The 19488-nt window shown below is 53.2% G+C and carries 19 protein-coding genes, 1 other RNA gene and 1 pseudogene; 10 read left to right on the top strand and 11 right to left on the bottom strand.

The window, feature by feature from the left end:
- Window positions 1-150 precede the first annotated feature (150 nt).
- A complete protein-coding gene (tldD, locus tag NB640_RS05845; protein WP_269310260.1) occupies window positions 151-1611 on the top strand; it encodes a metalloprotease TldD in 1461 nt (486 codons plus the stop codon).
- Window positions 1612-1855: 244 nt separating this feature from the next.
- Entirely contained in the window at window positions 1856-2926 is a 1071-nt protein-coding gene (gene aroG, locus NB640_RS05840) for a 3-deoxy-7-phosphoheptulonate synthase AroG (protein WP_269310403.1), read from the top strand.
- A 32-nt stretch (window positions 2927-2958) separates the two neighbouring features.
- Here aroG and NB640_RS05835 read toward each other — a convergent pair whose 3' ends face one another.
- Both NB640_RS05835 and NB640_RS05830 read right to left on the bottom strand, forming a co-directional pair.
- Window positions 2959-3783 carry an HAD family hydrolase gene (locus NB640_RS05835; protein ID WP_269310259.1) on the bottom strand — a complete coding sequence of 275 codons (825 nt, stop codon included), beginning with the start codon at window positions 3781-3783 and terminating at the stop codon, window positions 2959-2961.
- 71 nt (window positions 3784-3854) lie between these two features.
- Window positions 3855-4340, bottom strand: coding sequence for a YajQ family cyclic di-GMP-binding protein (locus tag NB640_RS05830; RefSeq protein ID WP_269310258.1), 486 nt, complete (start codon window positions 4338-4340; stop codon window positions 3855-3857).
- 103 nt (window positions 4341-4443) lie between these two features.
- Between NB640_RS05830 and murB the strand changes: the two genes are divergently transcribed.
- The gene (murB, locus tag NB640_RS05825; protein WP_269310257.1) at window positions 4444-5469 is read left to right on the top strand and encodes a UDP-N-acetylmuramate dehydrogenase; all 1026 of its coding nucleotides are present in this window, start codon (window positions 4444-4446) and stop codon (window positions 5467-5469) included.
- A 22-nt stretch (window positions 5470-5491) separates the two neighbouring features.
- Here the strand turns inward: murB and mtnA are convergent, their stop codons facing one another.
- The 8 genes and pseudogenes from mtnA to NB640_RS05785 all read right to left on the bottom strand — a co-directional run bounded on the left by mtnA (window position 5492) and on the right by NB640_RS05785 (window position 13348).
- Window positions 5492-6565, bottom strand: a complete 1074-nt coding sequence (gene mtnA / locus NB640_RS05820) for an S-methyl-5-thioribose-1-phosphate isomerase (RefSeq protein WP_269310256.1) — start codon at window positions 6563-6565, stop codon at window positions 5492-5494.
- Complete coding sequence (locus NB640_RS05815; RefSeq protein ID WP_269310255.1) at window positions 6566-7093, bottom strand: adenine phosphoribosyltransferase; 528 nt, start codon at window positions 7091-7093, stop codon at window positions 6566-6568.
- A gap of 19 nt (window positions 7094-7112) precedes the next feature.
- The gene (locus NB640_RS05810; protein ID WP_269310254.1) at window positions 7113-7790 is read right to left on the bottom strand and encodes a class II aldolase/adducin family protein; all 678 of its coding nucleotides are present in this window, start codon (window positions 7788-7790) and stop codon (window positions 7113-7115) included.
- Window positions 7787-8656, bottom strand: coding sequence for an S-methyl-5'-thioadenosine phosphorylase (locus NB640_RS05805; protein ID WP_269310253.1), 870 nt, complete (start codon window positions 8654-8656; stop codon window positions 7787-7789). The genes NB640_RS05810 and NB640_RS05805 overlap by 4 nt, the downstream gene beginning before the upstream one ends.
- A 139-nt stretch (window positions 8657-8795) precedes the next feature.
- A complete protein-coding gene (locus tag NB640_RS05800; protein WP_269310252.1) occupies window positions 8796-10025 on the bottom strand; it encodes an argininosuccinate synthase in 1230 nt (409 codons plus the stop codon).
- Between the two features lie 122 nt (window positions 10026-10147).
- Complete coding sequence (argF, locus tag NB640_RS05795; RefSeq protein ID WP_269310251.1) at window positions 10148-11059, bottom strand: ornithine carbamoyltransferase; 912 nt, start codon at window positions 11057-11059, stop codon at window positions 10148-10150.
- Between the two features lie 137 nt (window positions 11060-11196).
- Window positions 11197-12093: a ribosome small subunit-dependent GTPase A gene (gene rsgA, locus NB640_RS05790; RefSeq protein ID WP_269310250.1), complete on the bottom strand. Its 897-nt coding sequence runs from the start codon at window positions 12091-12093 to the stop codon at window positions 11197-11199.
- Window positions 12090-13348, bottom strand: a pseudogene (locus tag NB640_RS05785) (M48 family metallopeptidase). Before NB640_RS05785 ends, rsgA begins: the two are co-directional and overlap by 4 nt.
- A 48-nt stretch (window positions 13349-13396) precedes the next feature.
- Here NB640_RS05785 and orn point away from each other — a divergent pair.
- The 3 genes from orn to NB640_RS05770 are packed head-to-tail and all read left to right on the top strand — an operon-like array spanning window position 13397 to window position 14725.
- Entirely contained in the window at window positions 13397-13996 is a 600-nt protein-coding gene (orn, locus tag NB640_RS05780) for an oligoribonuclease (protein WP_269310249.1), read from the top strand.
- 11 nt (window positions 13997-14007) lie between these two features.
- Entirely contained in the window at window positions 14008-14160 is a 153-nt protein-coding gene (locus tag NB640_RS05775) for a histidine kinase (RefSeq protein WP_269310248.1), read from the top strand.
- Complete coding sequence (locus NB640_RS05770) at window positions 14111-14725, top strand: sensor histidine kinase (protein WP_269310247.1); 615 nt, start codon at window positions 14111-14113, stop codon at window positions 14723-14725. Before NB640_RS05775 ends, NB640_RS05770 begins: the two co-directional genes overlap by 50 nt.
- Here NB640_RS05770 and waaA read toward each other — a convergent pair.
- Complete coding sequence (gene waaA, locus NB640_RS05765) at window positions 14670-15974, bottom strand: lipid IV(A) 3-deoxy-D-manno-octulosonic acid transferase (protein ID WP_269310246.1); 1305 nt, start codon at window positions 15972-15974, stop codon at window positions 14670-14672. The two genes, NB640_RS05770 and waaA, sit on opposite strands and share 56 nt — an antisense overlap.
- 248 nt (window positions 15975-16222) lie before the next feature.
- Between waaA and NB640_RS05760 the strand changes: the two genes are divergently transcribed.
- From NB640_RS05760 to mraZ, 4 genes are all read left to right on the top strand, one after another.
- The gene (locus NB640_RS05760) at window positions 16223-17017 is read left to right on the top strand and encodes an endonuclease/exonuclease/phosphatase family protein (protein ID WP_269310245.1); all 795 of its coding nucleotides are present in this window, start codon (window positions 16223-16225) and stop codon (window positions 17015-17017) included.
- A 48-nt stretch (window positions 17018-17065) separates the two neighbouring features.
- A complete protein-coding gene (gene clsB / locus NB640_RS05755) occupies window positions 17066-18235 on the top strand; it encodes a cardiolipin synthase ClsB (protein ID WP_269310244.1) in 1170 nt (389 codons plus the stop codon).
- A 38-nt stretch (window positions 18236-18273) separates the two neighbouring features.
- An RNA gene (rnpB, locus tag NB640_RS05750) (RNase P RNA component class A) lies at window positions 18274-18601 on the top strand.
- 448 nt (window positions 18602-19049) lie between these two features.
- On the top strand, window positions 19050-19478 hold the full coding sequence (gene mraZ / locus NB640_RS05745) for a division/cell wall cluster transcriptional repressor MraZ (protein ID WP_269310243.1): 429 nt from the start codon (window positions 19050-19052) through the stop codon (window positions 19476-19478).
- The last annotated feature ends 10 nt before the right edge of the window (window positions 19479-19488 follow it).

Below are 19488 nucleotides of genomic sequence, written 5' to 3'. Positions count from 1 at the left end.
GCCATCCTTTGGGGAGTCGCAATGAAAAAACGCGGGATTGGCATACGATAGGGCCTGTTGCGCTGCTTTCGGAACATGGCCCGCCAGCGGAGTTCGCTACAATCCTCTACAATCATCCTTATACAACAGATTATTACCGGACGATATTTCATGCAGACACCAAACAGGGAAAAACAGAATCTGGCGACAGCACGCAGCATTCTCCTGACGCCACATGGTCTTGATGACGCCAGGCTGATCGAGACACTCGGCACGATCTTTACCCATCAGGTGGATTATGCTGACCTGTATTTCCAGTTTACAAAAAATGAAAGCTGGAGCCTGGATGAGGGGATTGTCAAAACCGGCAGTTTCTCCATTGATCAGGGTGTCGGGGTGCGGGCGGTTTCGGGTGAGAAGACGGCTTTTTCCTATTCGGACGAGATTTCACTGCCGGCGCTTTTGTCTGCTTCCGAGACAACCCGGACGATCGCCCGCCAGGGTGCCGGACAGGTTCGGGTGGCGTCTGCCACTCGTCCGGTCAGCGGGCATGATCTGTACCTTCAGGCCGATCCGCTGCAATCGATCCCTGCCGCGCAAAAGGTTGCCCTCCTGGAAAAGATTGACCGGCAGGCCAAAGCGGCTGATCCGCGTATTATTCAGGTGATGGCAGGACTGGCCGGGGAATATGATGTCATTCTCGTAGTTCGCAGTGATGGCGCACTGGCAGCGGATATCCGTCCGCTGGTCAGGCTTTCGGTTACGGTGATTGCCGAGCAGGATGGCCGTCGTGAAATGGGTACCAGTGGTGGCGGCGGCCGGTATGATTATGGATACTTTACGGATGTCATGATTGACCGGTATGTCAGTGAGGCGGTGCATGCGGCACTGGTAAACCTCGATGCGCGTCCGGCGCCAGCCGGTGCCATGGCGGTCGTGCTGGGGCCAGGCTGGCCTGGCGTATTGCTGCACGAAGCGATTGGTCATGGACTGGAAGGCGACTTTAACCGCAAGGGGTCCAGCACCTTTTCCGGCATATTGGGCGAACAGGTGGCAGCAAAGGGCATCACGGTGGTGGATGATGGCACCATTGTCAATCGCCGCGGCTCACTGAATGTGGATGACGAAGGAACGCCGACACAGCATACGGTGCTGATTGAAGATGGCATATTGAAAGGGTATATCCAGGACATCATGAATGCCCGCCTGATGAAAATGCCGGTTACCGGCAATGCCCGCCGGGAATCCTATGCGCATCTTCCCATGCCGCGAATGACCAATACCCTGATGCTGGGAGGCAATCACGATCCGGGTGAAATCATCGCATCGGTCAAGCAGGGAATTTATGCCGCCAATTTCGGGGGCGGACAGGTTGACATCACCAACGGGAAATTTGTTTTTTCCGCCAGTGAGGCGTATCTGGTGGAAAACGGAAAAATTATCCACCCTGTCAAAGGCGCGACACTGATTGGCCATGGCCCTGATATTCTGCGCAGGGTGTCCATGATCGGCAATGACATGTGCCTGGATGCCGGTGTGGGGGTCTGCGGAAAGGAAGGGCAGAGTGTGCCGGTCGGCGTGGGGCAGCCCACCCTCAGGATTGAGGATGTGACGGTAGGCGGGACGGGATAGTTGTTGAAAAACAACACGAGTCCGACACATTTTTCAAAATGCGTTATACTATCCACAGAAATTCATTTAACTGCAAAACAAAAATGCTGAACACCGTCTGGTTTTTCTTTTTTTACTTTAGCTATTCCGGCCCAGTGGCGGTGGAAGAGCGGTTGTCAGCCAGATAAAAGAACAGCCCGATTTTCAGCAAACCGCCAGCGATGGCGGTTTTTTTGTTTTATTGACTTTAGAGACTGGAAAAATGATGCAACGCACCGATGATCTGAGGATTCTCGCCATGAAAGAATTAACCCCCCCTTCCCATCTGATTCGCGAGTTTCCCTGTACCGATAAAGTCGCCGATACCGTCGCCAACAGCAGAACCGCCCTTCATCGTATCCTGCATGGAAAGGATGATCGTCTGATGGTTGTGATCGGCCCCTGCTCCATTCATGATCCGCAGGCAGCGCTGGAATATGCGTATCGTCTGCGGGAAGTGCGCGAGCGGCTGGGCAAGGAACTGGAAATCGTGATGCGGGTGTATTTTGAAAAGCCCCGCACGACGGTTGGCTGGAAGGGAATGATCAATGATCCGCACATGAACAACAGTTTCCAGATCAATGAGGGGCTTCATATGGCAAGGGAACTGCTGTTGAATATCAATGACCTGGGTGTGCCGGCGGCAACGGAATTCCTGGACATGATCAGCCCGCAGTATGTCGCAGACATGATCAGCTGGGGCGCCATCGGGGCGAGAACCACTGAATCCCAGGTCCATCGCGAACTGTCATCCGGTCTTTCCTGTCCGGTAGGATTCAAGAACGGAACGGATGGTAATGTGAAAATTGCCATTGACGCAATCAAGGCGGCCTCACATCCCCATCATTTCCTGTCAGTGACCAAGGGCGGGCACACGGCGATTTTTGCCACAGGCGGAAATGAGGATTGCCATATTATCCTGCGGGGCGGCAAGCGGCCCAATTATGATAAAAGGAGCATTGATGCGGCATGCAAGGAAGTGGCCGCCGCCGGTTTGCCTCCCAGGGTCATGATTGATGTATCGCATGGGAACAGCTCGAAGAAGGCGGAAAACCAGGTGCCGGTCTGTGCCACGATCGGCAGGAATATTGCCAGGGGTGAGATGCGGATTGTGGGCGTCATGGTGGAGTCAAATCTCATTGCCGGCCGCCAGGATATCACGCCGGGCCAGCCGCTGACGTACGGCCAGTCAGTAACGGATGCCTGCATCGGCTGGGATGACAGTGTGCTCGTTCTGGAAAAACTGGCAGAGGCGACCAAAAAGCGCCAGGATAAAATCCGCACCAGCAGCGACTGACGATTGGCAGAAAACAGACAGCGCGAATCGGCTTACCGTATCCGTGAGGTGGCTTCGATTCTGTCCAGAATCGCTCTCACGGCGAGGTCGATGCCTTTCCCCTGCCGGTAATCTGCAGGGGTAAAGAGCGTTGCCCGCCCTTCTTCGACCAGTTTTCGGGCATGTGCCTGGGCACCTTCCTTGTCCGGCGGATAGACAGCAATGGCATGCCCCCCTTGTTCCTTGACGAGCCGCATGCAGGGGATATCCGTTTCCCCGTCGCCGATAAAGAGGATATTTTCAAACGGAACCGGACGCTCTTCCATGGGGACAAACTTGTTAATGACCGAATTGTCATGTACATCCAGGCTGCCCTTGTTTATCCGGAACAGGTACTGGGTCTTGGTGGTGTAGTTCACAGCCAGAGCCGGCCAGCAGGCTACGCCATTATGGTCAAACATGAAAGCCGAAGCGTAGACTTTCCTGAATTCCGGGTAAATCGGTGTGGCTTCTATCATTTCCCGTATGCCCGATGAAATAATGAAATGCTCCAGGCGTATGCCCTTGCTGTGTGCATAGATATTGATACGGGCAAACCAGTCTGAAACGCCGGGAAATAATTTTATTTGTTTGCCGAAATCATGAAAATCCGATTTCCTGACAGAGATGTCCTTGATATTGGCTTCCCGGATCATGCGCCACATATAAGCCAGGATGGTATCCATCTGATTGGTTTCTGCCAGTGCGCTGGCTTGTTCCCAGAAATCCCTGGGCGAAACACCCAGTTTAGGAATGAAGTCATATTCCTGCATGTTGCCGGGCGACAGCGTTCCATCAAAGTCATACGCTATCGCAACGGGAATGAGGTTTTCAGTCATCCCTTTTCCTTGTTTTCAAGAAGATCTGTTTGCGATGAGTGCCGGAGCTGCCCGAGGCTTTTCCCGGTTTCTCAGTCACGGAAATTGTTGAATTCCAGCGGCAGATCGGTCACATCCTTTTTCAGCATGGCAATGGCGGATTGCAGGTCATCTCTTTTGGCGCCGGTGACACGGACGGAGTCGCCCTGGATGCTGGCCTGTACCTTCAGTTTGCTGTCTTTGACCAGCTTGACGATTTTCTTGGCCGCGTCCGATTCAATACCATTTCGGATCTTGATGACCTGCTTGACCTTGTCGCCGCTCATTTTCTCTATTTTGCCTTCGTCCAGGAAACGGACATCCACATTGCGCCGGGTCATTTTGCCGGTCAGCACATCCTTTACCTGGTTCAACTGGAATTCGGAGTCGGCAAAAGCGGTGAGTTCGCGTTCTTTCTGCTCTACCCTGGCGTCACTGCCTTTGAAATCAAAGCGGGTCGTGATTTCCTTGTTGGTCTGCTCAATGGCATTTCGGACTTCAACCATATTGGCTTCGGAAACAACATCAAATGATGGCATGTCTCTCCTTTCACATGTGTGAGGGGATGAAATATATCATTGTATAAAACAAAACCGGCTTTCGCTACCCGGCCCGTGTAATTGCTTCTATAATCCCCCTACTATGCACAGTTCCCTTCCCATAAAGACCGGTTTTTCCCTGCAGGCGTTAAACACATTCGGCATCAATGTAAAAGCCAGAAGTTATCTGGCTGTCCGGTCTGCCGATGACCTGCTGGCGGTGCATGCTGACAGGCAACTGGCGGCCATGCCGAAGCTGGTACTGGGTGGTGGCAGCAACGTGCTTTTTACCGGTGATTTTCCAGGTCTGGTATTGCATATGTGCCTGAAAGGAAAGACGCTTTCAGGTGAGGATGAAAACCGGGTAGTTGTTACCGCAGCAGCAGGGGAGGACTGGCATGCGTTTGTTTTGTGGACACTGGAAAACGGATGGGGAGGCCTTGAAAACCTTTCGCTGGTTCCCGGCACGGTCGGTGCAGCACCGGTCCAGAATATCGGTGCCTACGGCACAGAGCTCAAAGACTGCTTTCTCGCTTTGCAGGCATTTGATTTCCACAACGGGGAAATCCGGGACATTGGACGGGAGGACTGCCGTTTTGGCTATCGCGACAGTGTTTTTCGGCAGGAGAAGGGGCGTTATGCCATTCTGAATGTCACCTTTGCCCTGCCAAAGCAATGGACGCCCAATCTTTCTTATCCTGAGCTCGCCAATATGCTTTCAGTAACGAACAATCCGGTACTCTCTCCGCGCGATGTCGCCCGCGCCATTGTGACCATCCGGCAACGCAAATTGCCTGATCCGGCGGTTATCGGCAATGTCGGCAGTTTTTTCAAGAATCCGACCGTATCCCGGGTAGCGTATGATGCGTTAAAACGCCGTTGTCCGCAAATGCCCGGGTATCTGCAACCTGACGGCAGTTATCGTATTGCTGCGGGCTGGCTGATTGACCAGTGTGGCTGGAAAGGAAAGACCAGCGGGAATGCCGGGGTGTACGAAACACAGGCACTTGTGCTGGTAAACCGCGGGAATGCTTCAGGCGAGGAGATTGTCAGGCTGTCACAGGCGATCCAGCAGGATGTCAACACCCGTTTTGGCCTGTGGCTGGAACCCGAGCCTGTTTTTGTCTGATGATGGCTGAGCGCTGCGGCACTCAAGCAGGGGAATTTTCGACAACCGATTTCAGCTCTTTAGCCATCAGCCTGTCGTTTGTGATGATGCCTTTTTCGGTAATCAGTGCAGTGACCAGCTCTGCCGGTGTCACATCAAAGGCCGGGTTGCGGATGGATACGCCTTCCGGGGCCCAGATACACTCTCTGAAGCCTTTGACTTCGTTGATATCCCGTTCTTCAATCGGGATATCCGCACCGGTTTCAAGGGTGAGGTCGATGGTGGAAAGCGGGCAGGCGACGTAAAAGGGAATATCGTGCCGTTTGGCCAGAACGGCAATCATGTAGGTACCGATTTTATTGGCCACATCCCCATTGGCGGCTACCCTGTCTGTTCCAACCACAATGGCATCAATTCCACCGGTTTGCATCAGGTGGCCAGCCATGTTGTCGGTAATGAGCGTCACCGGGATATTTTCCTGCACCATTTCCCAGGCTGTCAGGCGTGCGCCCTGTAAAAAGGGTCGTGTTTCATTGGCAATGACGGATAATCGTTTTCCTGCTGCCACCGCGGAACGGAATACGCCGAGTGCCGTGCCATGTCCTGCTGTGGCCAGGGCGCCGGCATTACAGTGTGTCATGACACGGGCGCCGTCAGGCAAAAGGGAAGCGCCATAAGCACCCATTGCCTGGTTTATCCGAATATCTTCCTTGTGGATAGCATGCGCTTCGGCGAGCAGTCGCTCGGTTATCTCAAATGGTTCAAGAGGGGAAAGCGACCGCCGAAGTAACTGCATCCGGTTCAGTGCCCAGAAAAGATTGACAGCGGTAGGGCGGCTTTGTGCCAGCAGGTCAAAGGCCTGATCCAGCCCCGTTTGAAACTGTCCGGAAAAAGCCGCTTTCAGGTGCCGTGCCTCCAGTGCAATGCCGTAGGCCGCAGCTACTCCAATGGCCGGTGCGCCGCGTATGACCATGTTACGGATGGCCGCAGCAACACAGGCTGCGGTATCACAGCGCACATATGCTTTGGTTCCCGGCAGGAGACGCTGGTCGATCATCTCGATTGCGTCATTTTTCCAGCGCAGGGTTTCAACGGTATAACCGGAAGTGGCAGTCATTCAGTCTCCTTCAAATTCACACAGGGTGAAAACGGAATAACCACTCGCTTTCAGTTTTTTGCTGCCGCCCAGATCGGGCAAATCCACCAGAAAAGCGGTTTCGTAAACTTCCGCACCATTTTTCTCAATCAGTCTGATTGCCGCCAACGCACTGCCTCCGGTTGCCAGCAGGTCATCCACCAGCAGGATTTTTTCTCCGGCAACAATGGTGTCATCGTGCATTTCAATCCGGTCGGTACCGTATTCCAGCGCATAGTCCTCCCCGATGGTGCTGCCGGGCAGCTTGCCCTTTTTCCGTATGAGAACCAGGCCGCAACCCAGTGTATAGGCCAGCGGTGCGCCGACCAGAAAGCCACGTGCTTCAATAACCGCTATCTTGTCGATTCCCGCGCCGGAATATCGCATGACAAGCCCGTCAATGGCTTTGCGCAATCCTCGTGGGTCCAGAAAAAGGGTGCTGATGTCGCGAAACAGGACCCCCTTTTTTGGGTAGTCAGCAATGGTGCGAATGTAGGAGATGATTGACATAACAAACTTTCTTTGCCGGTCAGGGTGATTGCCACTGACCGTAGTTTTTGAACCGGTTAAGTACTTCCTGCATCTGCTCGTCCGAAAGAAGGTGCGGTTCACCAATCTGAAGGATGCGCCAGTATTGCTCGCACAGCGCTTCCACTTCGATGGCAACAGACAGGGCATGTGGCAAATTCCTGCCGATGGCAAGCATGCCGTGATTGGCCAGCAGACAGGCGTGGCGTGCTGTCATGGCGTCGATTGCGAAATCGGACAGCGCCTGGGTACCAAAGAGCGCATAGGGCGCACAGCGGATGGAGTCACCGCCGGCAACAGCAATCATGTAATGAAATGCCGGAATGTCACGATGCAAACAGGCCATTGTGGTGGCAAAAGGAGAGTGAACGTGAATGACAGCACCCGCATCCGCATGGTGTAAGAGGATATCACGATGGAGCTGCCACTCCGTACTGGGTCTGACAGAGCCGTCATGCTCACCGGAAAAGCGCATCCTGACCATGGATGCGGCTGACATCTCGAGAGGAGGCACGCCGCTGGGTGTAATCAGAAATGCCGCTTCATCATCTGCAGGCAGGCGGACACTGACATTGCCGGTTGTGCCCCGGTTCAGTCCCTTATCGGTCAATTGCCTTGTGGTGAAAAGCAGGGATTCGCGCAGGGTGTTTTCGTTGTCTGCCAGCGGGGCACCATTCATTTTTTCAGCACCCTTCCTGCGACAGCATCAAGCTTTTGCATCAGTTCATGATCTCTTGCGGCAGAGGCAGTAATCAATGCATGTTCCAGTGAAAAGCGGCAGGTGCAGGAAGATGCCGATTCATCCTGAGCAAGAACAGGTATGGCATCCTGCACCAGCGCTCGGGCTTTTTCTGCATTGTCTGCGAGAATCCGGACAATCTGGCTGACAGAGACATTGTCATGATCAGGGTGCCAGCAATCATAATCGGTGACCATGGCAATGCCGGCATAACACATTTCCGCTTCGCGGGCGAGTTTCGCTTCCGGCATATTGGTCATCCCGATCACGTCACAATTCCATCTGCGATACAGTTCGGATTCCGCCAGCGTGGAAAATTGCGGTCCCTCCATCGCGAGATAGGTGCCGCCAAGAGCCGTTTCAATGCCCGATTTCCCGGCAAGGCCGTGAATCTGCCGGTTTAAACGATGACAGGTCGGATGCGCCATGGAAATATGGGCGACACAGCCGGATTCAAAAAAAGTATTGTCCCGTCCATGCGTGCGGTCAATATACTGGTCAACCAGCACAAATATGCCGGGATGGAGATGTTCTTTCAGGGAGCCAACGGCGCTGATGGAAATAATCTGGGTAACCCCCGCACGTTTCAAGGCATCAATATTCGCACGGTAGTTGATTTGTGACGGAGAATAACGGTGCCCGCGCCCATGACGGGGCAGAAAGACGAGCTGGCGGCCACCCAGTTTTCCAAAGAGCAGTTCATCGGAGGGTATCCCGAACGGAGAAGTGACTTTTTCCCATCGTGTATCCGTCAAGCCGGCAATATCATAAAGCCCGCTGCCACCAATAATGCCCGTTATTTCCATGTCAGCACTTCCCCATTGTTGTTTACTGGATCATTATCCGGTTGCATGGCGTTTTGTGCAAGGCGCATAAAGGAGGCCGCCCATGAAAAACGGCACCGGAAACATGCCGGTGCCGCTGTTCGGGAGAAGTGGTTTGCCGTTATTTTTTGCGCTTCTCCCGCAGACTGGCGGCAATGCGCATGCGCAGCGCATTCAGTTTGATAAAGCCGCCGGCATCTTTCTGGTCATAAGCGCCCGCATCATCCTCAAACGTGGCAATAGTCGAGTCAAACAGGGAATCTGCGGAATCACGCCCGGTCACAATCACGTTGCCTTTATACAGTTTCAGGCTGACGGTGCCATTGACATGCTCCTGGGTGTGATCTATCAGTGTCTGCAGGGCCACGCGCTCAGGAGACCACCAGTAACCGTTATAGATCATGGAAGCATAACGCGGCATCAGATCATCTTTCAGGTGAGCGACTTCCCGGTCAAGGGTGATGGATTCGATGGCGCGATGCGCCGGCAGCAGAATAGTGCCACCGGGCGTTTCGTAGCAGCCGCGGGATTTCATGCCGACATACCGGTTTTCGACGAGATCAAGCCGGCCAATGCCATGTTTGCCGCCCAGGCGGTTGAGTTCGGCAAGGAGGGCGGCGGGTGACATCTTTTTCCCGTTTAAGGAAACCGGATCGCCTTTCTCATATCCGATCTGAATATGTTCTGCCTGGTCCGGTGCAGCTTCGGGGCTGACAGTCCAGCGCCACATGGATTCTTCTGCTTCGGCGCTCGGGTCTTCCAGGTGACGGCCTTCATAGCTGATGTGCAGCAGGTTGGCATCCATGGAATAAGGCGCACCGCCTTCCCGGTGTTTCATGTCAATTTCGATACCGGCATTTTCGGCATAAGCCAGCAGTTTTTCGCGGGAAAGCAGGTCCCATTCACGCCATGGTGCAATGATTTTGACCTCGGGCATCAGGGCATAGGCACCCAGTTCAAAACGAACCTGATCGTTGCCTTTTCCTGTGGCGCCGTGCGAAATGGCGTCAGCCCCTGTCTGGCGTGCGATTTCAACCAGGCGTTTGGCGATGAGTGGACGGGCAATGCTGGTGCCGAGAAGATATTCTCCCTCGTAAGTGGTATTGGCGCGGAACATCGGAAAAACAAAATCGCGCACGAATTCTTCACGCAGATCGTCAATGAAAATATTGTCCGGTTTGATGCCGAATTTCAGTGCTTTCTGCCTGGCCGGATCCAGTTCTTCCCCCTGGCCGAGGTCGGCTGTAAAGGTAATGACTTCACACTGGTAGGTATCCTGAAGCCATTTCAGGATAACGGAGGTATCCAGGCCGCCGGAGTAGGCCAGAACCACTTTATTTACATCACTCATGTCTTGCTTTCACTTGTTTCAGTTTGAAAAGGCACGCCGTAATGATGTATGTTAACGCACAGACATCATGGCCGTATGATCAGCATTTTATGCTTATTCGCGACAAACGGGAATACGGGGTATCAGATCCTGTCCAAAACGAGGTATTCCAGGAGTGCTTTCTGGACATGCAGACGGTTTTCCGCCTCGTCCCACACAACAGATTGCGGGCCATCGATTACGTCCGCGGTGACTTCCTCTCCCCGATGGGCAGGAAGGCAATGCATGAAGAGCGCATCGGGCGCTGCACGGCGCATTTTCTCGGCATCAACACACCAGCCATCAAATGCTTTCATGCGTTCGGCATTTTCTTCCTCGAAACCCATGCTGGTCCAGACATCGGTCGTGACGAGGTGGGCGCCCTCACAGGCTTTTGCCGGATCGTCAAAAAGGGTGAAGTAGTCATGCTCAGGGGAAACCAGATCATAATTGATGTCATACCCCTTCGGGGTAGAGACATTGACGTGGAATCCGAAAATCTTGGCGGCCTGCAGCCAGGAATACAGCATATTGTTGGCGTCACCAATCCAGGCCACTGTTTTTCCGCGAATGACCTGACGTTGTTCGATAAAGGTGAACACATCGGCCAGTACCTGGCAGGGGTGATGTTCATTGGTCAGCCCGTTGATGACCGGTACCCGGGAATAAGCGGCAAAGCGTTCAATGATGTCATGTCCGAAAGTGCGGATCATGATGACATCGCACATTCTGGACATCACCTGTGCGGCATCTTCAACAGGTTCTCCGCGCCCAAGCTGGCTGTCCCGTGTATTCAGGTAGATGGCCGTTCCGCCGAGCTGCGCCATGCCTGCCTCGAAAGAAAGGCGGGTTCTGGTTGAGCTTTTCTCAAATACCATCACCAGGGTGCGATCAAGTAATGGATGGTAGGCTTCGTAATTTTTGAAGCGGGCTTTGATGATGCGGGCCCGTTCAATCAGATATTCATACTCAGCCAGAGAAAAGTCGGAAAATTGCAAATAGTGTTTGATTGTCATACATGACATGCCGGGCCGAAAAAGCGGACACCGGGGTAATTAAATTACTGATTATATTAGATTTGTTCATATTACAGCAATGCCGCTGCCAGCGCTGTAGTGACAAACTGTTTTTTGTGGCAGATCACCTGTTGCCCTCAGTATACCTTCTGGGAGGCTTCGTGAAGAAGTTGTGTGTACAGGCGATGCCGCATGGGTGAGATACCCCCCGCTTCTACTGCTTCCAGTATGGCGCAGCCGGGTTCGGCCAGATGCCGGCAATTGTGGAAGCGGCAGTGTCCGAGATGGGGGCGGAATTCCCTGAACGCCTGTTCAAGTGCTTCCTTATCGAGATGGTACAGGCCGAATTCCTGAAACCCGGGTGAATCAATCAGGGCGGTATGCTCATTCATCCGGTACAGGCGCGTGAAGGTTGTGGTGTGTTTGCCCGAATCCAGGGCCGCTGAAATTTCGCGGGTGGCAATATCCACGCCGGGGATAAGGATATTGATGATGGATGATTTGCCCATGCCGGATTGCCCGATCAGGATGGTGATCTGGTTTTCAACCAGGGGAATCAGTGTCTGCCGGGTGGCTTCCGGTTCTGCGGTAGCGGAAATTTCATGCATCAGATAGCCGAGACCGGCATACAGCTGCAGGCGTTCACGCGCCTTTGGCAATGCGTTGGCGATATCGATTTTGTTCAGGATCAGGTGGGCTTTGATGCCCACTGCTTCAGTGGCAACCAGTGCGCGTGAAATCAGGTCATCGGCAAAGCCGGGCTCGGTTGCCACCACAATAAAGAGCTGGGTGACATTGGCGGCAAGCAGTTTGGACTTGAACTGGTCCGAGCGAAAGAGCAGGGTCTCACGTTCCTCAATGGATTCAATGACCGCCTGCCCCTTGGCTGTGGGGGCGACCATCACATAGTCGCCAACCGCAACATTGCTTTTTTTTCCCCGTGTCACGCTCAGTATGAGTTCACCGTCCTGCTCTGCCAGATAGTGGCGGCCATGGGCTGCAATAATGCGTGCTTTTTTCAAGGATCGGGTCATGTCTTGCCGAGTAACCTGTCTATACGAATGCTGGCGGGCGGATGGGAGTCATAAAAGGCAGAATACAATGGATCAGGGGTCAGCGTCGAGGCGTTATCCTCATACATTCTCACCAGTGCCGACACCAGGTCTTCGGCATTGGCATACTGCGAGGCAAAAGCATCCGCCTCGAATTCATGCTTGCGCGAACTGAGAGAAAGCAGGGGGAAAAAAAGAAGGTGAAGATCGGGAGTGTCAGCGCAAAAAGCAGAAGCGCCATCGCGTCATTGCCTGTTGTCAAAGAAGGGTTGACACCCAGTCCGAGATAAAACCAGTCCTGTGTTTTCAGGTAGCCTAAAAGTGCGAGGAAACCCAAAGAGGTGATGCCCATGAGGATCATGCGTTTGATAATGTGTTTCAGGCGGAAATGGCCCAGCTCGTGTGCCAGTACGGCTTCAACCTCGGGAGGTGACAGGCGGGAGAGCAGGGTATCGAAAAAAACGATACGCTTGGCGGCGCCGAATCCGGTGAAATAGGCATTGCCGTGGGCGCTGCGTTTTGACCCATCCATGACAAAGAGGCCGTTTGATGTGAAGCCGGTTCTTTTTAAAAGGCCTTCGATGCGGGTACGCATGGCACCGTCTTCCAGCGGGGAAAATTTGTTGAAAAGCGGCGCAATCAGGGTTGGATACAGCACCATCATGAGCAGTTGGAACACATTCCAGAGAATCCAGGCGTAGACCCACCACCAGTTGCCGGCTTTCCCCATGATGAGAAGGATCAGCCATGCCATCGGCAGGCCGATGATGATGCCCATCATGCTGCTTTTGGCCAGGTCAGTGAAAAAAAGTCCTGGCGACATGTTGTTAAAGCCGAATTTTTCTTCAATGACAAACTGGCCATAGTAATCAAAGGGCAGATCAATCAGGCCGGAAATGATGGCAAAAGCGGCTAAAAGACCAAGCTGGTACCCCATCGACGGGCCGGCGATGGCAAGGACCCATTCTGCCAGGTATTCCAGACCGCCGAAAAGCGTGAAACACAGCAGGACAAAGGCATCAACAAACATCATCCTGATGGCAAAGCGGCGTTTGGCCAGCGTATAATCCGCCGCTTTCTGGTGAGCGGGAAGGGAGATATCTGCAGCAAATTGGGCAGGAACCTGGTCGCGATGCGCGGTGACATGTTTTATCTGCCGCAGAGACAGCCAGAGTCTGACAGAAAGGGTGGCGGCAAGAAAAAAAACAAAAATCAGCGTAAAAGCATGTGATGTCATTTTATCCTTGTGAGAAAATGCATGAATTAAGCCTACAAGGATCGAATTATGTCACAAGCAGAAGATTTGCAACCCGGATCAGATCAGGTTTTGACGACACCGTCACATCCGAATGAATTCAACCTGATCTGGGTCGATATGGAAATGACCGGCCTGGACCCGGATACCGATGCGATTATTGAGATTGCCGTTATCGTCACGGATTCCGAACTCAATATCCTGGCGGAAGGGCCGGTGCTTGCCATTCACCAGCCGGATGCGGTTCTTGACAAGATGGATGCCTGGAACAAGGGGACGCACGGGCGTTCCGGTCTGACCGAGCGTGTCAAGGCGTCGACCATCTCGGAAGCGGCAGCCGAAGATATCATCATCGATTTTCTGAAACCCTGGGTGCCGAAAGGCAAGTCGCCCATGTGCGGCAATACGATCTGCCAGGACCGGCGCTTTATGGTGCGCGGTATGCCGCGTCTGGAAGCCTATTTCCATTATCGCAACCTGGATGTGTCGACCCTCAAGGAGTTATGCCGCCGCTGGAAACCGGATGTTGCGGCTAACTTCAAGAAACACCAGAAACATACGGCGCTTGCGGATATCAAGGAATCCATTGAGGAACTGTGCTATTACCGCAAACATTTCATCGCTGTCTGATTTTGCAGGATATGGAACCGGAACCGGTCAATCATGATGAATTGCGCGAACTGATTGACCATCAGGAGCGCATTCGGGAAGACGAGCGAAAACACATTGCCCGGGAAATTCACGATGAGCTGGGCCAGTATCTGCTGGCATTATCTGCTGGCATTGCGCATTGAGGTGTCGCTGCTCAAGGATGAAAGCAATAATGTGGCCGCCTGGCGGGAGGGGCGTGTTGACAAGATCCTCAAGCATGTGGATTCCACGGTGAAGAGTGTCAGGACCATTATCAACAACCTGCGTCCGGCGGTGCTGGATCTTGGCCTGGTGCCGTCACTCGAATGGCAGGCGAGAGATTTTGAACGCCGCAACGGCATCTGGTGCGAATTTCATACGACGGATGAAAATCTCTCACTTGATGATGAGCCCTCAACCGTACTTTTCCGGGTATTGCAGGAAACACTGACCAATGTAGTGCGTCACGCAAAGGCAACCCATGTCAGGATTGATCTTTCAACGGAGGCAAACCGGCTTGTACTGCGCGTGAGTGACAATGGTGTCGGCCTGCCGAAGGTGCGCAACCGCAAGGTCAAATCCTTCGGGCTCGCCGGTATCCGTGAACGGATCAGCATGTTGCATGGCGAATTTTCCATTGAAAGCAGTGACGCCGGAACGACGCTGATTTTTGTTATTCCTTACGGGCAGCCGCAGGACCTGTTTGACGATCATCCAGAAATGGCCTGAGAATGTCCAGTGTCCGCTCGGTAGCTCCCCGCTGGCGACGGGCGAATTGTTGTGCCTTTTCTCCCATGCGGTGACAATTTTCCGGATGTTCAAGCAGCTGTTTTGCCTGCTGCATGAGTTCCGGCGCCGAGTGGATACGAATGGCTGCGCTTTCCGCTACGGCGTCTTCGGTAATCGCCTCGAAATTGAAGGTGTGCGGGCCGATAATGACCGGTATGCCGAGTGCGCAGGCCTCGATCAGGTTCTGGCCGCCAAGCGGCGCCAGGCTGCCGCCGATAAAGGCCACATCCGATGCGGCGTAATAAGTGAACATTTCCCCCATCGAATCACCCAGGAGCACCTGAATATCAGGTGAAATCGGTTCAAAATCGGCAGTTAAGCCGGAGCGCCGCACATAAGACAGCTTTCTGGCAGAAAGCATGTTGGCCACTTCATTGAACCGTTGGGGATGACGGGGAACCATGAGCAGCAGGGTTGTGGAAGGTTTCAGGGCGGCAAGGGCATCCAGAATCAGCGTTTCTTCACCATCCCGGGTGCTGGCGCACATCAGGACAGGGCGGTTTCCAATCGCAGTCCGAAGCTGGTGTCCTTTTTTGACAGCATCTTCCGGCGGTGTTGCATCAAATTTGACGCTGCCTGCAACCGTGACATGGCGTGAGCCGAATTGTCTCAACCGCCTGGCGTCGGTTTCCGTTTGTGCTGCAACGCAACTGATACCATCAGCGGCTTCCTGTATCAAGGCGGGCAGGCGTTTTCCTTTTTTGAGTGAGCGCTCGGACAGGCGGGCATTGACTAGTGCCACAGGAATGTGATGCGCCTTACATTGTGCGATCAGATTGGGCCAGATTTCGGTTTCCATAAGAATACAGGTGCGCGGGTGAAAGTGCGTAATAAGGCGGTGCATCATGAATCCGGTATCGTAGGGAAGATAAGCCTGCATGATTTTCGGATGGTTTCCGAACAGTTCCTTTCCCGTTGCACGGCCGGTTGGTGTCATGCAGGTCAGCAGGATGTCTTTCTCAGGCCAGGCCGCAAGCAAAGCCTGTATGAGGGGTTCGGCTGCACGGGTTTCACCGACAGAAACAGCATGTACCCACAGGCAGCCGGCAGCAATCGAGGGAGGCGGATAGAACCCCAGGCGTTCGGCAATGTGCATGCGATAACCGGGCTCCTTTCTCCCTCGCCACCATAAGCGGAAGAGAGCAAAGGGAAGAATCAGCCACCAGACAAGGGAGTACAGAATTCGCATGAAAGCGCTTTATTATCAAATTTTCCGATCAGACGGTATTATCCATGAAATAGTGGCTCATGCGCACCATACCGGCGATATCATTGTCTTTCTGCCAGGAGAGGATGATTTCGCATAATTATTTGATTTGATGTAAAATATCGCTATATAGTTTCTTTTTTGGCAATTGTTTCTGGCCCGGCGCTGTCCATTGAGGAATCGGCAGTCTGCGTGTCAGGTAAATAGCAACAGGACAACGCCAGCGTATTATGAAATTACGAATCGCAACGTATAACATCCATAAGGGTGTCTCATCTGTGGCAGGTCTCCCGCGCGTTCATGATTTAAAGAAATCCATGTCATTGCTGGCAGCGGATGTCATTTTTCTTCAGGAAGTGCAGGGGCGCCATGACTGGCTGGCCTTGAGCCAGGCCAGGGAGTGGCCGGATGAAGCGCAACATGAATTTCTGGCCGGTGAGTATCATCATTCGGCATATGGCAAAAATGCGGTCTATAACCATGGGCATCACGGCAATGCGCTGTTAAGCGCTTATCCGATTATTTCGCAGGATAACCACGATATCTCCGATCATGCACTGGAATCCCGGGGACTTTTGCACTGTATCCTTCAGACGCCTCAGACCAAGGTGCATTGCTATGTGGTTCATCTCGGCCTTCTGGAAGGAAGCCGCCGCCGACAGACGCAGATGCTGATTGATAATGTCAGCCGCACGGTGCCGAAAAACGAGCCGATTATTATTGCCGGTGACTTTAATGACTGGGGCAACCACTTGTCAGACGACATTCGGGATGCGCTTGATGTTAAAGAGGTTTTTGACAGCAATCCCCCTAAAAAGGGGGTCGGGTCCTATCTCAGAAGGCTGACGGGAAGAACCCCAAAACCGCAGCCTGCACGCACTTTTCCTGCCGCATTTCCCTTTTTTCCCCTGGATCGTATCTATATCCGGGGTTTCAGGGTGGATGCTGCCACGGTCATGCATGGCCGCCGCTGGGCCAAGGTATCGGATCACGCGCCGATCGTGGCTTCACTGACAATGGAATAACATGCAACAGGCCGATACAGCCTGTTGCACCAGGTGAACGGGTCGCTTATGCTGGTGCGCCCTGGTTCACTGGTTTCTGACAATCATCTGACGCTTTTGGACAGTGGGAAGGAATATTTCCCCGAACTGATCAGACAGATCAACCAGGCCCAGACAGAAATCTATTTTGAAACCTATATTTTTTATCCTGACGAGGTCGGCAGGACGGTCATGCGTGCCCTTCAGCAGGCGGCGTCAAGGGGAGTATATGTCCATGTCATTACCGACTGGTTCGGCACCGGGATGAGGCTGTGCCGGCTGCTCAGGCGGGAATTTGAAAAAGCCGGTGTGCATTTCCGGGTGTTCAACCCCTGGTTTTACCGCGGACTGGCACGGCAGCACCGGAAGGTCTGTGTGATTGATCATCAGCATGCCTTTGTGGGCGGCATTAATATTCTGGATGATTTTCGCTACGACTACAGCAAGAAGCAGCGCTTTTTAAACGCGCCGCGCTGGGATTTTGCGGTCCTGATTGAGGGGCCCATACTGAATCTGATTCAGCAGGAAGTGGAGGCTTTCTGGGAGCGGGTCGGGCATATGCCGATTCGCAATCGCCTGCGTCAGTACCGGACTTCCTTTAAACGAACGTTTGCCATTGCCAAGGTGTCACTGGCCGGATTTGTCGTGAGGGACAACTTCCGCAACCGTCGGACCATCCAGCGCGCGTACCTGCGAGCCATGGGACGGGCCCGCCGGGAAATCGTGCTGGCAACGCCTTATTTTTCTCCTGGCCGGAAATTTCGGGCAGCGCTTGTTTCTGCTGCCGGACGGGGGGTAAAGGTTACCCTGTTGATTGGAATCGGAGAGTTCTGGTGGCAGGATGCCATTGCCAAATCCTTTTTCCCGAAATTGCTGAAAAACGGGGTGCGGATTTATGAATATCGCAAGACGCAATTGCACGGCAAGGTAGCGGTGGTCGATGGCGTCTGGGCGACTGTTGGTTCCAGCAACTGTGACGGGCTGAGTCTTTTTATCAACCATGAAGCCAATGTGGTTGTCCGCGATACGGAATTTGCCGCGACGCTGTGCGAACGTATTTTCAGTGGCGTAGCGGAAGCCGAGGAAATTCATCTTGATGATTTCAATAAAATACCCTGGTACAGGCGCTTCTGGTATGGCGCCGCGCATGTGATTTATCGCGTGGTCATGCGGACGGTTACCTGGGGCGATTACAACTGAGTGACAGCCCGCCAGCAACTCGCGGTACAATACCAGTGAAAGCAAGCCAGACAGCCGCTGGTCACAATCGTGACGGGAGGAAGGTCCGGACACCACAGGGCAGGGTGACGGCTAACGGCCGTCCGCTGAAAGCCGCAAGGTATAAGGCGAGGAAAAGGGCCACAGAGACGAGCGTATTAAGTTACGGTGAAACGCGGTAACCTCCACCTGGTGCAATTCCAAGTAGGCACGCAATGAGGCGGCCCGTTAAGCGTGCGGGTAGGAAGCTCGAGTGTCGGAGTAATCCGGCGCCTAGATGAATGGCTGTCATAGCAACCGGTTTTCCGGTTGCCGTAACAGAATCCGGCCTATCGGCTTGCTTTTACTTTTCTCTTTAAAAGAGCGCAATGATTTTTTCTGATCATTGCGCTCTTTTTCTTTTTCCGGGGTTCTATTTGACTTGAAGTGGATGCGGTTTTCCCCTGTTTTTCCTGGGAAAAAATTGATTTGAGTCAGCTTTGTTCATTCTGTCTCTTTTTCGGCACAAAAAGGACTGTCTGTCGGATAACCATGGTTATACCTGAGAGGGCACTTTCACAGTGATCTATAAGTGGCTAATTTTTATGAGTATTTATTTTTGCCTTTTGTTGCAAAATGCATCTAAGTTGTTGAGTTCATTAAGATTTTTTTTTGTTTTTTTGATCCAAAACGCTTGACCAGCGCCGGGCGCTTACTCTAAAGTGGGGGAAAGTGTGAAAAGGTGGTGTTTTGTGGGGTTTGTGGGTATTATCCTGCCTCCATCCAGATAGTGTGGTTGTTTTTTTAAGGGGTTTGTGTGTTCCAGGGTGCGTCCTCCATCAGTCTCGATGCAAAGGGCCGGATTTCAATTCCGGCCCGGCATCGTGATGCATTATCGCTGCAATGCGAGGGTCGTGTCACGCTTACGCGTCATCCTCATGGATGCCTGCTGTTTTTTCCACGCCCGGTATGGGAAATTCACAGGGAGCAGATAGCTGGCTGGCCGTTGTCAGCTAGAGCGTGGCAGCGCATTTTCCTGGGAAGTGCCTCGGATGTGGAGATGGATTCCGCCGGGCGGATCCTGATTTCACCGGAGTTGCGTTCTGCTGCCGGGTTGACGCGCGAAGTGATGCTCCTGGGTATGGGGTCGCACTTTGAAATATGGGATGCCGGCAAACTCGCTGAAAGTGAGGCAGAAGCAATCGCTGCTGGTATGCCGGACGTATTACAGAATTTTTCGTTTTAAGTGCAGTCAG

This window comes from Oxalobacter vibrioformis, from assembly GCF_027118995.1.
Classification (GTDB): domain Bacteria; phylum Pseudomonadota; class Gammaproteobacteria; order Burkholderiales; family Burkholderiaceae_D; genus Oxalobacter; species Oxalobacter vibrioformis.
The sequence above is the reverse complement of the archived record's forward strand: the minus strand, read 5'-3'. Positions and strand labels throughout refer to the sequence as shown.